Source organism: Mesorhizobium sp. WSM4849 (assembly GCF_055811385.1).
Window position 1 is genome coordinate 85959 of sequence record NZ_JBVVPW010000002.1, and the last position, 12214, is coordinate 98172.

Annotated in this window: 9 protein-coding genes and 1 pseudogene; 4 read left to right on the forward strand and 6 right to left on the reverse strand. The window is 61.6% G+C overall.

Annotated elements, in window-relative coordinates:
- Nucleotides 1-310: 310 nt before the first annotated feature.
- The 3 genes from AC0L3L_RS02280 to AC0L3L_RS02290 all read right to left on the reverse strand — a co-directional run bounded on the left by AC0L3L_RS02280 (nt 311) and on the right by AC0L3L_RS02290 (nt 5549).
- Complete coding sequence (locus tag AC0L3L_RS02280; RefSeq protein ID WP_473636393.1) at nt 311-3469, reverse strand: efflux RND transporter permease subunit; 3159 nt, start codon at nt 3467-3469, stop codon at nt 311-313.
- A gap of 251 nt (nt 3470-3720) precedes the next feature.
- Nucleotides 3721-4860: an efflux RND transporter periplasmic adaptor subunit gene (locus AC0L3L_RS02285; protein WP_473636560.1), complete on the reverse strand. Its 1140-nt coding sequence runs from the start codon at nt 4858-4860 to the stop codon at nt 3721-3723.
- A 71-nt stretch (nt 4861-4931) separates the two neighbouring features.
- Nucleotides 4932-5549, reverse strand: coding sequence for a TetR/AcrR family transcriptional regulator (locus tag AC0L3L_RS02290; RefSeq protein WP_123146932.1), 618 nt, complete (start codon nt 5547-5549; stop codon nt 4932-4934).
- 274 nt (nt 5550-5823) lie between these two features.
- Between AC0L3L_RS02290 and AC0L3L_RS02295 the strand changes: the two genes are divergently transcribed.
- A complete protein-coding gene (locus tag AC0L3L_RS02295; protein WP_473636394.1) occupies nt 5824-6177 on the forward strand; it encodes a VOC family protein in 354 nt (117 codons plus the stop codon).
- Nucleotides 6178-6264: 87 nt separating this feature from the next.
- Nucleotides 6265-7161, forward strand: a complete 897-nt coding sequence (locus AC0L3L_RS02300; protein WP_473636395.1) for a PhzF family phenazine biosynthesis protein — start codon at nt 6265-6267, stop codon at nt 7159-7161.
- Between the two features lie 136 nt (nt 7162-7297).
- On the opposite strand, the gene AC0L3L_RS02305 is transcribed toward AC0L3L_RS02300, so the two are convergent.
- Both AC0L3L_RS02305 and AC0L3L_RS02310 read right to left on the reverse strand, forming a co-directional pair.
- Nucleotides 7298-7816, reverse strand: coding sequence for a DUF417 family protein (locus AC0L3L_RS02305; protein ID WP_473636396.1), 519 nt, complete (start codon nt 7814-7816; stop codon nt 7298-7300).
- A 64-nt stretch (nt 7817-7880) separates the two neighbouring features.
- Nucleotides 7881-8291: a YybH family protein gene (locus tag AC0L3L_RS02310; protein ID WP_473636397.1), complete on the reverse strand. Its 411-nt coding sequence runs from the start codon at nt 8289-8291 to the stop codon at nt 7881-7883.
- A 243-nt stretch (nt 8292-8534) separates the two neighbouring features.
- Here AC0L3L_RS02310 and AC0L3L_RS02315 point away from each other — a divergent pair.
- A pseudogene (locus AC0L3L_RS02315) lies at nt 8535-8645 on the forward strand (IS110 family transposase); the annotation flags it as partial.
- A 647-nt stretch (nt 8646-9292) separates the two neighbouring features.
- Here the strand turns inward: AC0L3L_RS02315 and AC0L3L_RS02320 are convergent.
- The gene (locus AC0L3L_RS02320; protein WP_473636398.1) at nt 9293-10939 is read right to left on the reverse strand and encodes an acyl-CoA synthetase; all 1647 of its coding nucleotides are present in this window, start codon (nt 10937-10939) and stop codon (nt 9293-9295) included.
- Between the two features lie 289 nt (nt 10940-11228).
- On the opposite strand from AC0L3L_RS02320, the gene AC0L3L_RS02325 reads away from it, so the two are divergent.
- Entirely contained in the window at nt 11229-12194 is a 966-nt protein-coding gene (locus AC0L3L_RS02325) for a sugar-binding transcriptional regulator (protein ID WP_473636399.1), read from the forward strand.
- The last annotated feature ends 20 nt before the right edge of the window (nt 12195-12214 follow it).

Sequence of the window (12214 nt, forward strand, 5' to 3'; positions counted from 1 at the left end):
CGTCCTCCTCGGCGCAGTAGCCTTTCCCGGTTTAGACCAGCGGTATCGTGTATCGACTCCGTGGGTGATCTGTAACAATCACTTGAGACTAATTGTCGATCTCAGCGCCGCCCCTCATCTGCCTGCCGGCATCTTCTCCCCGTACAGTGACGGGGAGAAGGACGCCTTCGCAAAGGATTTCGCCAATATCCAGCGCTGCAAAAAACGCGCCGAGCGGTGCGGCCAGCCCTTTCTCCCCGTCACTATACGGGGAGAAATGCCCGGCAGGGCAATGAGGGGCGGCGCCAACCTTGCGCAATTGCCTCGACCGCTATTCGGCCGCCAGGGGCAGTTGCGGCTGGTCATCGTTCTCCGCCAGCTTCGGCTCGGCGGCCGGCTCGGCGGCCTGCTCCGTGTCCCTGGCCTTCTTGCGCTCCCTGCCGAAGAACAAGGCATAGCCTGCCGGAAGGACGAGGATGGTGAGCACGGTGGCGACGAGGATGCCGCCCATCATGGCATAGGCGAGCGGACCCCAGAAGACGCCGCGCGAAATCGGGATCAGCGCCAGGACCGCCGTCAACGCCGTCAGCATGATCGGCCGGAAACGGCGGACCGCCGAGCCGATGATGGCCTCCGAGCGTTCCATGCCGGCCGCGATATCTTGGTCGATCTGGTCTACCAGGATGATCGAGTTGCGCATGATGATGCCGAGCAGCGCGATCACGCCGAGGATGGCGACGAAGCCGAACGGTGCGCCACTGATCAAAAGTGCCGCCGCCGCGCCGATGATGCCGAGCGGACCGGTCGCCAGCACCAGCATCGCCTTGCCGAAGTGCTGCAATTGGATCATCAGCAGCACGACGATGACGGCCAGCATGATTGGAGCCTTCGCAGCAATGGAGGCCTGGCTTTCGGCCGAATCCTCGGCGCCGCCCTGGATCTCGATGTTGTAGCCGGGTGCCAGACCGTCGCGCAGGCCCTGCATCTCGCTGTACATCTTCATGACGACATCGTTCGACTGCACGCCATCCGGCAGCGTGGCACGCACGCTGATGGTCGGCAGGCGGTCGCGCCGCCATTCGACGCCTTGCTCCAGCACCGGGACGACCTTGGCGACCTGCGACAGCGGCACGAAGCCACCGAAATCCGTCGGGACAGAGACCGAGTCGACCGCCGAAAGCAGGTGGCGGCTCGCCGCCGGTTCCCGGGCGACGATCGAAACGGTCTCCTCGCCGTCGCGGAAATCATCGAGCGGCGCTCCCGACATGCTTGCCTGCAGCATCTGGCGGATGCGCTGCGAGGTGACGCCGAGCGCCCGGGCGCGATCCTGGTCGATCACCAGCTTCATCTCCGGCACCGGCTCCAGCCAGTCGTCGTGGACGGCGCCGAGCAGCGGATTTGCCTGGAACTTCGCCTTCACCTCGTCGGCGATGCGGCGCACCTCCTGGCGATCCGGGCCCATGACGCGCATCTGCACCGGCCAGCCCGTGGGTGGCCCGAGGAACAGGCGGTCGACCTTGGCGCGGACCGACGGGAAATCCTCGGCCAGAATGGTGCGCAGCTTGACGATCAGCCGTTCGCGGGCCGGTTCGTCATTGGCCATCACCAGAAGCTGGGCGAAGTTCGGATTGCGAAGCTGCTGGTCGAGCGGCAGGAAGAAGCGCGGCGCGCCCTCACCGATATAGGTGGCGATGAAGCGCTTGTCCTTGTCGTCCATCATCCTGGTTTCGAGCGCCTTGGCCTGCGTCTCGACTTCCTTGATGCTGGTGCCCTCCGGCAGCCAGAGGTCGACAAGGATTTCCGGACGCGATGACTGCGGGAAGAAATTCTGCGGGATGAACTGGAACGCCCACAGGCTGGTTGCGAAGGTCACCAGTGTCATGACCAGCACGATGATGCGGTGGCGCACGGACCAGCCGACGGTGGCGCGAAGCCGGCGGTAAAAGGGCGTATCGAAAACATCGTGATGGCTGCCGGCGTGTTTTCGCTGCTTGAGGATCATATGACCAAGCCACGGCGTGAAGTAGACCGCCACGAACCAGGAGACGACCAGCGCGATGCCGACGACGTAGAACAGCGTGCGTACGTATTCACCGGCCGTCGAGGCGGCGAAGCCGACCGGAATGAAGCCGGCCGTGGTGATCAGCGTGCCGGACAGCATCGGGAAGGCCGTCGAGGTATAAGCGAAGCTCGCCGCCTCGACCTTGACCAGTCCCTCCTCGAGCTTGCGCTCCATCATTTCGACGACGATCATCGCGTCGTCGACGAGCAGGCCAAGCGCAATGATCAGCGCGCCGAGCGAAATGCGCTGCAGATCGATGCCGATCTCGTACATGATGGCGAAGGTGGCGGCCAGAACGAGCGGGATGGTGATCGCGATCACCAGGCCCGAACGCCAGCCGATCGTCAGGAACGAGACGACAAGCACGATCAGCAGCGCCTCGCCAAGCGCCTTCATGAACTCGCTCACCGCTTCCCGGACGACTTCCGGCTGGTCGGCGATCTGATCGACCGAAACGCCGTAAGGCAACGCCTCTTCGAAGCGGTGATAGGTCGCCTCGACCTCCTTGCCGACGTCGGTGACGTTGAAGCCCTTGGCCATGACGACGCCGACCTGGACACTGTCGTGGCCGTTGAAGCGGTATTTGCGCTGATAGGGATCTTCGAGGCCTGTGGTCACGGTGGCGATGTCGCCGAGGCGCGTCACCTGGTTGCCGGCGCGCAGGCGAAGTTCGCGGATGTCGGCCGCCTCCGTCACATTGCCTTCGACCGAGATGCGCACCGAACGCTGGCCGGTGTCGACCGAGCCTGCCGGATCGACATTGTTCTGGCCCTTGATCGCGTTCTGCAGATCGGTGAGCGTCAGGCCACGCTCGGCAAGCACCTTGGACGAAACGTCGATGTAGAGTTTTTCCGGCTGGTCGCCGATGATCACGGCCTTTTCGACGCCGGGCGTCGTCAGCAGCATGTCACGCGCCTGGATGGCTAATTTCTTCAGCTCGGGATAGTTGTAGCCGTCGCCGCTGATCGAATGCAAGGTGATGAAAGTGTCGCCGAACTCATCGTTGAAGTAGGGCCCGAGCAGCCCCTGAGGCAGCTCATTGGCGATGTCGCCGACCTTCTTGCGCACCTGGTAAAAGGCATCCGCGACTTGCGTGGGATTGGTGTCGCCTTCCACCTGCAAGGTGATGATGGCGCTGCCGGCGCGCGTGTAGGAACGGACGAAATCGAGATGCGGGGTTTCCTGCAGCTTGCGCTCGATCTTGTTGACGACCTGGTCCTCCATCTCCTGGATCGAGGCCCCCGGCCAGACAGCCTGGACGACCATGACGCGGAAGGTGAAATCCGGGTCTTCCTTCTGGCCCATGCGCATCAGGCCGAGCGCACCGGCAACGATGATCAAGCCGAACAGGAACCGCGCAATGCTCGGGTGCCCGATTGCCCAGCGCGAAAGATTGAAGGGCCGCTTTTCATTGGTGTCGGTGGTCATAGCGCCAGTCCATTTGTCTGATCGTCAGCGCACGCACACGGCATGCCCACGGAGCTTCTAATGCTGGCTTCCGGGCGGCGAGGCTTTCCGAGCGGAGAGACACTCATCGCGGTGGGACGCAAGGATCGATGTGGGGGGTTACATCGACCTGACGTCTCGACGATCGGGCACCCTGCCGCCCGGAAACCATGAACCGCTTGACCTCGCCGCTTGCGCCGATGCGAGGAAAGCCGGTTTAATTTGCCTGGCCGTCAGCGCACGCGCTTGGCGGCATCGCCATCATCGTCCGCCGATGCGGACTGTTGCACCGCATCGCCGGGCAGCTTGACCTTGAGATTTTCGGCCATGAATTGCGTGCCCGCCGCAACGACGACGTCGCCGGGTTTCAATCCTTCGGCAACATGCACGCCGTCGGCGGTGAACTCGGCGACCTTGATCGGACGTGCATGGACGGTCTCGCCGTTGCGGTCCACGGTCCAGACGATCTGCTGGCCATCTTTTTGCGCCAGGGCGCTCAACGGGATCGATACGCTTTGCGGGCTGCTGTTGGCCGCCGAAGCCTCGATGTTCGCGGTCATGCCGAGAAGCACGCGCGGATCGTTGGGCAGGCTGACGCGAACGGCAAAGGTACGCGACTGCTGATCGGCGCTGCCGGCGACTTCACGGACCTTGCCGTCGAGCGTCAACGCATCGTCGGACCAGAAGCTTGCCTTGACATTCTTGCCCGGCTTGAACTGGGCGATATCCATTTCCGGAACGGCGATCAGCACTTCCTTTTCGCCATCGACGGCAACGGTCACTACCGGCGTGCCGGAGCCGACCACCTGACCGACATCGGCGGCGACTGATGTGACGATGCCGTTCCTGTCCGCCTTGAGGTCGGTGTAGAGGACCTGGTTTTTCGCCTGGTCTAGCGCTGAGCGGGCGGAATTTCGGGTGGCGACTGCCTGATCATAGCTAAGCGTTGCCTGTTCGAGCTGCGATTTCGATGCAAAGTTCTTGGCAAACAACTGTTCGGCACGACGGCGGGCAAGGTTCGTTGTCTCGACCTGCCGCTCGGCGGCCTCGAGACTGGCCTCGGCACTGTTGACTGAAAGGTCGTAGTCGGCGGGATCGATGCGGGCAAGAACATCGCCCGGCTTCACGCGCTGGCCGATGTCGACCAGGCGCTCGGTGATCTTGCCGTTGATGCGGAAGCCAAGGTTCATCTCGGTGCGGGCGCGCACCGATCCGGAGTAGGAAAGCTCTCGGGTATCGTTCGCCTTGGCGATCTCGACGACCTTGACCGGCCGGACGATGTCCTTGACTTCCACTTTTTCCTGCGAGCAGCCGGCGAGCCCAAGCGCCGCGACGACGACCAGAGCCGGACCAATGGCCGGCAGCCTGTTCATGATGGATTTGGACAAAGGCACTTGCGTACTCCCGAACTGGATATGGATTGTCGACGACCGGCGGACGCCGGTCATTTCTTCAAGGCCCTGATCGCAAACTCGATAAGCTCGTCCGGCATCGCCCGATTCTTTTTGGCAAGGCACTGGGCGACCATCTGCGGATGACAGAGGGTGATGATAGCGGCGCTGAAACACCGCGAAGCGACTTCCGGGTCCTGATCGGCAAACTCGCCGGTTGCGATACCGTCGCTGATCACCTCCGCCACCAAGCCGCGGATCCTGTCGATATGCTTCTCGATGACATGCCAATCGCGTTCGATGGCAACGACGACCATTTCGTGCACCTTCTCCTGGTCGAGCATGGTGTCGCGGGTCCACTGATAATGGGTTTGAACGTAGCGGCGAAGCTTTTCGCTGGCTGTTCCGGGACCATGGCAGGCGTCGTAGGTCAGTTGGTAGCAGGTAGCGAGCATGCGGCCGCAAACGGCCTGGTGGATTTCGACCTTGGAGGCGAAGAAACGGTAGATGTTGGCCGTCGACATGCCGAGTTCACGCGCTATGTCGGCGACGTTGGTCTTGCCATAGCCGTAGTGGCGGAACAGCCGCTCTGCGCAATCGAGGATGCGCGCGACATTCTCCTGCCGGACCACGTCGGCCGCCGTATCGAGGGTATCAAGGGTATCATTCATCGTGTTTCATTAGCTCAATTACGAGTGACGAATTTTGAATTTCGTCAGTCGTAATTCGAAATCGCCCGCCTGTCAACTGCGACATTATCCGTCTTGGGCGACTGGTGACATCTGTTGACACAACTTGGGCGTGAACAGCGTTAATGAAGCCTGCTGCGGGCCGTGCGCGGGCCACCCGCCAGGCTCAGGTGATCGGGCGCCTTATTTTATTCAAGACGTGCTCCGCGGCGCGCAGCAATGCGTTATCATCCAAGCCGCGGAAAGGAGAGTTGGGATGACCGTGCTGCGCATCGTCTCGAATATCGCAACAGACAGCATTCCGGATGTTCGGAAGTTCTATACCGACCTGTTCGGGCTCGATGCCGTCATGGATCACGGGTGGCTCGTCACGCTGGCGTCCAGTGAAACAACCATTCCCCAGATCAGCATCGCCAGCGAGGGCGGCTCAGGCACCCCGGTGCCAGATCTGTCGATCGAGGTCGACAATGTCGACGAGGTGTATCTTCGCGCAAACGAGATCGGTTGCAGAGTGGTCTATGATTTGACCGACGAACCGTGGGGCGTAAGACGTTTCTTCATTGCCGACCCGACCGGCAAACTGCTCAACGTGCTCTCGCATCTTCGCTAGAGATTGTTCTGCAATGCAGGACATTGGCAACCGTCCAAACATTCAGCCGAACGACTGAAACGGGCCCGCGGGTGATCGGAGGAAACCATGAGCAGAACAATTCCATTTCATTTCGTCGATGTCTTCGCGGTAGAGCCGCTGACGGGCAATTCACTTGCGGTGGTCGACGGCGGTGGCGAGTTGGCGCTCGAGCTCATGCAGAACATTGCACGTGAGTTCAACCAGTCCGAGACAACCTTTGTGCTACCGGCGACCCGGGCGGACGCCGACTGGAAGTTGCGCTCTTTCACGCCGAAAGGCGTAGAGGTTTTCGGTGCAGGCGGCCACAACACGCTAGGGGCTTGGTGGTGGCTCGCTGCAGCGGGGCGGCTCGATCTGGACAATGGCCCAACATGGTTTCACCAACAGATCGGCGACTTGGTATATCCATTGGCTATCTGGCAAAGCCAAGGGAAACTCGAAAAGATCATTATGCAGCAAGAAGCCCCAGTGGCCGGCCGGCAGCTCTCAAATCTTGGCGCTCTTGCCACGGCACTCGGCCTTAATGCTGAAGAAATAGCGGCTGAGGTCGTGCCTTGCCAGGTGGTCTCGACCGGTGCTGCCCATCTCCTGGTGCCGATCCGCGATCGCGAAGCCGTCGACCGGATTTCGCCGGATGCCAAACAGCTTTTCGACCTGCTCAACGAGGTCGGCGGGGAAGGCTGCTACGTCTTCTCACTCGATCCACGGCAGCCCGAAACCACGGCGTATGCACGCTTTTTCAACCCGACTGTTGGCATTTCCGAGGATCCGGCGACCGGTACGGCGGCTGGTCCGCTCGCCGCACATCTCGTTGCACACGGTCTTGCACAGCCCGGCGTAATCAAGATCGAGCAAGGCACGGCGCTCGGACGTACCAGCATCATCGAGGTAGATGTAGATGCCGACTCAGTGAGCGTCTCTGGACGCGGCATCGTGGTGGCGAGCGGGGCGTTTTCGATCTAGTCGAAGGTGTAGTCCGGGTGGGCGCGCAGGCAGCGAAGCTGTGCCTGTCCCACAATGTCGCAGCAGGTGGAGCCCCGCCATTTGGCGCGGCTGTGCGGATGGCGTGGTCTGCCACTCGCCTTCGGCCTGGATTCGCCTAGGTAGCCGATTTGTTTAATCTGTTCAGGCTTTCGCCCAGTATGACAAGCGCGATGCCGAGCAGCGCGATGTCCTTGATCAGGAACTGACCGGCGGGACCGAGCGCGGGAAAGCCCAGCGTAGGCTCCCAGATCGGCAGGGCAGCCATGATCGAACAGGTGACCAGGAAAATCAGGGCGGCCAATGCCCCGCCGGCGACACCGGCGCGCGTCGACCAGGGAGAGGCAATCAGGAGAAGCGCGGTCGCGATCTCGACGACGCCAAGCACATAAGAGGCACCGGCTTCACCAAATACCGGATACATCCAGGCGAGCCAAGGCGTGCCGCCGATCAGCGGCCTCAACGCCTCGATCTCAACAGCCGTGAACTTCATCCCGCCGATCATGAGAAGCGGCAGTATGACCCCGGTCAGGGCGACGATCCGCCCGGCTTTCCTGACCGCGGCGGCTTTTCGCGCCCATGGCCGAGGAAGTATCTCGTCTTGACCTTCAGGCTCTGATGTTCTGAGAACCGGCATGAGTTTCCTCCTCCGCCAATTGCACCACTCGCGCTGTCACGATCGCTTGACCCCAATGCGCTGCTCAGTCCGGCTTGTAAGGATACGAGTGATGCTCGTGAGCGATGATCCAAAGGTCACCTTCCTTCCGTAATCCGACGGTGAGCCGGAGGCGGGTTGCCGGGTCCTTTTCAAGCTCTTCCCTGGTGCCGCACCGCAGCAATGCGGTAGCAAAAGCAACCCGGTCGCCCGCCGTGACATCCAGCCGCTCGATCGCGAAAACGCCGCCCTGCTTGAAGTGCTCGAAGAACGGGCCCCAGCTATCGCGGTAGGCCTCAATTCCCCTGAGTTCGTTCGGGGGTGGGACATCGAACATCACAAGGTCCGTCGCGTGATCCGCAATGATTGTCTCCAGGTCTTGCTGCTGCACGGCATTCGCCCAACGCTCGATGAGCGCCTGGATGTGTGCCTCGACGTCGCGCGCTGTGTTCTCCATTGGAATGCTCCTCCTGCTAATCTTCTTGGTTCTGTATCGAGGACGATCGGGAGGCGCTCGATCCGACACTGAGTGATCCTGTTTGCTCCGTTCAGCCGATCCAGCCGCTGCGAGGCAATCGAGGGAGCGATCCGCCAAGGCCGAAAGGTCACGGCATTGAAGAGCGGGTGGTTGTTCCCCGATAAGATGGAGATACGGGCTCACGACTGGACGCCGGGCCCAAGCATCGAACGGAGAACAACCATGAGCGAGTATATCGGGCTCGACATGCCGTTGAAAGAGGCGGCACTTTCTGTGCGGCGCGATCGCAAGCGGATCTGGCGCGGCAAATGCTCGTCGGGACCGAGCCTGGTTGTGAGTTTGCGAGGTTGCAATTAATTGGCGCCCGAGCCGTGTCGAGGTCAATGTCCGTGCCCGCCTTCGACACTCGAAAGCAACAGCCGACCTTCGCGTCTTGGCGATGGCCGGCCGGCACCCTAAAGCGCGTCGCGTTTGACCGGCCATATGCGACGCGCTTTAGGTTATTGTTTTATGCACGTCGTTATCGCAAAACCGCTGCACACTTTTGCGCGACATGCATTAGAGCGACACGTTTTATCCCGCCGCTGTGCGAATGCAGCGCACATCACGCGGGCCGCTACGAGGGATATTTCCCTTTTTGCGCGCGCGCTCGAAGCGGCGATTGCATTCGCGACGCGCGCGATCGCAGGCGTTGTCCAGTTTGGCGGCGGAGGCGTATCCCTGTATTGCGAGTTTTCCGGTCACGACGCCATGACCGTCATGGTACAACCGATAATAGCATCCGGCGGCTTCAGCGGGTGCAGTCGATCCAGAGACGATAACAAGGCGAGGGCGGCTGTCCCGGCAAGCAAGAGTAAGCCCTTCATGTGTTCTATGCTCGATTTTGGATTACCTCCGCGACTGCAGAGTAATCGGAACACAGCTATGTCGTCGGGCACGACTGAAAGGTTCATTCATGCTGGATGCCAGCGGCCACTGGCTTAAAGCTGTGGCGCCTTCGCCATCTCCCTCAGCCTGAACTTCTGGATCTTGCCGGTTGAGGTCTTCGGGATTTCGGCGAAGATCACCGCCTTCGGCACCTTGAAGCGGGCGAGCAGCGCGCGGCAGTGATCGATGATCTCGGCTTCGGTCGCCGTGCTGCCCGGCTTCTGCTCGACATAGGCGACCGGCACCTCGCCCCATTTGTCGTCGGGCCTGGCAACGACGCCGCAGGATGCGACGGCAGGATGCTTGTAGAGCGCCTCCTCGACCTCGATCGAGGAGATGTTCTCGCCGCCGGAAATGATGATGTCCTTGGAGCGGTCCTTGAGCTGGATGTAGCCGTCGGGATGCCTGACGCCGAGGTCGCCCGAGTGGAACCAGCCGCCGGCAAAGGCCTCGTCGCTCGCCTTGCGGTTCTTCAGATAGCCCTTCATGACGATGTTGCCGCGGAACATGACCTCGCCGATCGTCTCGCCGTCGGCCGGCGTCTCCGCCATCGTCTCGGGGGCCATCACCGTCAGATCCTCGAGCGCGGCATAGCGCACGCCTTGCCTGGCCTTCCTCGCCACCCTGAGACCCTTGTCGAGCCCGTCCCACTCGCCATGCCATTCGTTGACGACGGCCGGGCCATAGGTCTCGGTAAGGCCATAGAGGTGAGTGACCGCAAAGCCTGCATCGGCCATGCCCGACAGCACTGCTTCCGGCGGCGGTGCCGCGGCCGTGCTGAAGGTGACTGTCTGCGGAAATTGCCGCTTGTCCTCGTCCCTGGCATTGATCAGCACCGACATCACGATCGGCGCGCCGCACAGATGGGTGACGCCATGATCGGCAATGGCGTCGTAGATCGGCTTCGGCCGCACCCAGCGCAGGCAGACATGGGTGCCGACCTGCACGGCCAGCGTCCATGGAAAGCACCAGCCATTGCAGTGGAACATCGGCAGCGTCCACAGATACACCGCATGCTTACCCATAGCGGCATGGATGGTGTTGGCGTAGGCCATCAGCGCCGCACCGCGATGATGATAGACGACGCCCTTCGGATTGCCTGTCGTGCCGGAGGTGTAGTTGAGCGAGATCGCATCCCATTCGTCGTCCGGCATCGACCAGGCGAAATCCTCGTCGCCACCCGCGACGAAGTTCTCGTAGTCGAGCGTGCCGATCCGCTCGCCCTTGGGATAAGGGGCATCAGTGGCGTATTCGGGATCGTCATAGTCGATGACCAGCGGTTTTACCTTAGCCAGCGCCAGCGCCTCGCTGACGACATTTGCGAATTCGCGATCGACGACAAGCACCTTGGTTTCGGCATGGTCGAGTTGGAAGGCGATGACCGCGGCATCGAGGCGGGTGTTGAGCGAATGCAGTACCGCCTTGGTCATCGGCACGCCGAAATGCGCTTCCAGCATCGGCGGCGTGTTGGACAACATCACGGTGACGGTGTCGCCCTTGCCGATGCCGCGCCTCTGCAGCGCCGAGGCAAGCTTCAGCGACCGCCGCCAGAAATCACGATAGGTCGTGCGCTGGCGACCATGGATGATAGCGACATGATCGGGAAAGGTCTTTGCCGCCCGCTCCAGATAACTGAGCGGCGTCAGCGGCTGGTGGTTGGCTGGATTCCTGTCGAGATCCTGTTCGTAGGGATTTCCCATCCCGTCCTCCCCTGGCGCATGCCCCCCAAAATCGGAATCGATTTTCGGGGGCATGCGCAAGATCAAAGTGTTACAGCGTCCATTGCGCGTCCGAAAGGACGCGCGGCGCTGTAATGTCTGATCGAGACCTTCTACCCCACAGGCTTCCGGCCCGTCACCACCAACGATGCCACGATAGGGCGCATTTGGCACAATGATGATCTAGATAAAGCAAGCGAAAGGGCATCGTTTACCCTCGCTCGGTTTGACTTTTGTCGAGAGCCGTGAATAATGTCAGCAAGGAGATGGCATGGCGATCCGACCGGCAGAACAGCTTATTCACAAGGCCGCCTGGCTCTACTATGCCCACGGATTGCGCCAGGACCAGGTGGCCAGCCAGCTCAAGATTTCCCGAGCCTCGGTCGCCATGTACCTACGCAAGGCGCGCGAGACCGGCATCGTCAACATCTCGACCTCGACCCAGCTTTTCACCGACGACGTCATGGCGCGCAAACTCGAAGACGGGTTGAAGCTCGATGCCGTCTGGATAGCGCCGGAAAACGGCCATGTCGCCGATCCGTCGACCGACATCGCGGTGCTGGCGGCAAGCGTCTTTCTCGAACTGATCAAGAAGGGCGACCGCATCGGCGTCGCCTGGGGGCGGACCATCTATACGATCGCCGACATCATGTCCTATGCCGATCTGCAGGACGTCACGGTGGTGCAACTCTGCGGAAATCTGGGAGCCCCCTATTCCTACCGGCCCGACCAATGCACCATGGAAATCGCACGCCGGCTCAACGCCAAGGGGCTCAATTTCTATGCACCGCTGGTGCTGACGACGGAAGAACTGGCGCGCGGCCTGCGCGCCGAGCCGGTGATCCGCGAGCAATTGTCGGGCATCAGTGCGTGCAATCTGGCGCTTTACTCGGTCGGCACCGTCGACGCCGACAGCCATGTCGTCAAATGCGGCGCGCTGACAGCTAGCGAAATGGAGGTGCTGCGCCGTGCCGGGGCTGCCGGCGTCATCGCCGGGCAGATCATCGACGCGCAAGGCAAGGCGCTCGACTGCAGCTACAACCGGCGGATCATTTCGGCGGAGCTGTCATCGCTGCGCAAGATTGAAAAGCGCCTCGTGGTGGTGCAGGAGGACAGCAAATTCGGACCGCTGGTGGCGGCGATCGCAGGTGGGCTGTGCACGCATCTGGTGGTCGGCGCTCGCATGGCGCGACGGCTGCTCGACCATGCCGGACCGGCAGCGGAAAAGGTCGCCTAGGCACGCAAACTCCGCCGCGG

Excerpts from the sequence above, each read along its gene's own strand:
- AC0L3L_RS02280 (WP_473636393.1), bottom strand. The coding sequence starts at position 3,469 with ATGACCACCGACACCAATGAAAAGCGGCCCTTCAATCTTTCGCGCTGG.
- AC0L3L_RS02285 (WP_473636560.1), bottom strand. The coding sequence starts at position 4,860 with ATGAACAGGCTGCCGGCCATTGGTCCGGCTCTGGTCGTCGTCGCGGCG.
- AC0L3L_RS02290 (WP_123146932.1), bottom strand. The coding sequence starts at position 5,549 with ATGAATGATACCCTTGATACCCTCGATACGGCGGCCGACGTGGTCCGG.
- AC0L3L_RS02295 (WP_473636394.1), top strand. The coding sequence starts at position 5,824 with ATGACCGTGCTGCGCATCGTCTCGAATATCGCAACAGACAGCATTCCG.
- AC0L3L_RS02300 (WP_473636395.1), top strand. The coding sequence starts at position 6,265 with ATGAGCAGAACAATTCCATTTCATTTCGTCGATGTCTTCGCGGTAGAG.
- AC0L3L_RS02305 (WP_473636396.1), bottom strand. The coding sequence starts at position 7,816 with ATGCCGGTTCTCAGAACATCAGAGCCTGAAGGTCAAGACGAGATACTT.
- AC0L3L_RS02310 (WP_473636397.1), bottom strand. The coding sequence starts at position 8,291 with ATGGAGAACACAGCGCGCGACGTCGAGGCACACATCCAGGCGCTCATC.
- AC0L3L_RS02320 (WP_473636398.1), bottom strand. The coding sequence starts at position 10,939 with ATGGGAAATCCCTACGAACAGGATCTCGACAGGAATCCAGCCAACCAC.
- AC0L3L_RS02325 (WP_473636399.1), top strand. The coding sequence starts at position 11,229 with ATGGCGATCCGACCGGCAGAACAGCTTATTCACAAGGCCGCCTGGCTC.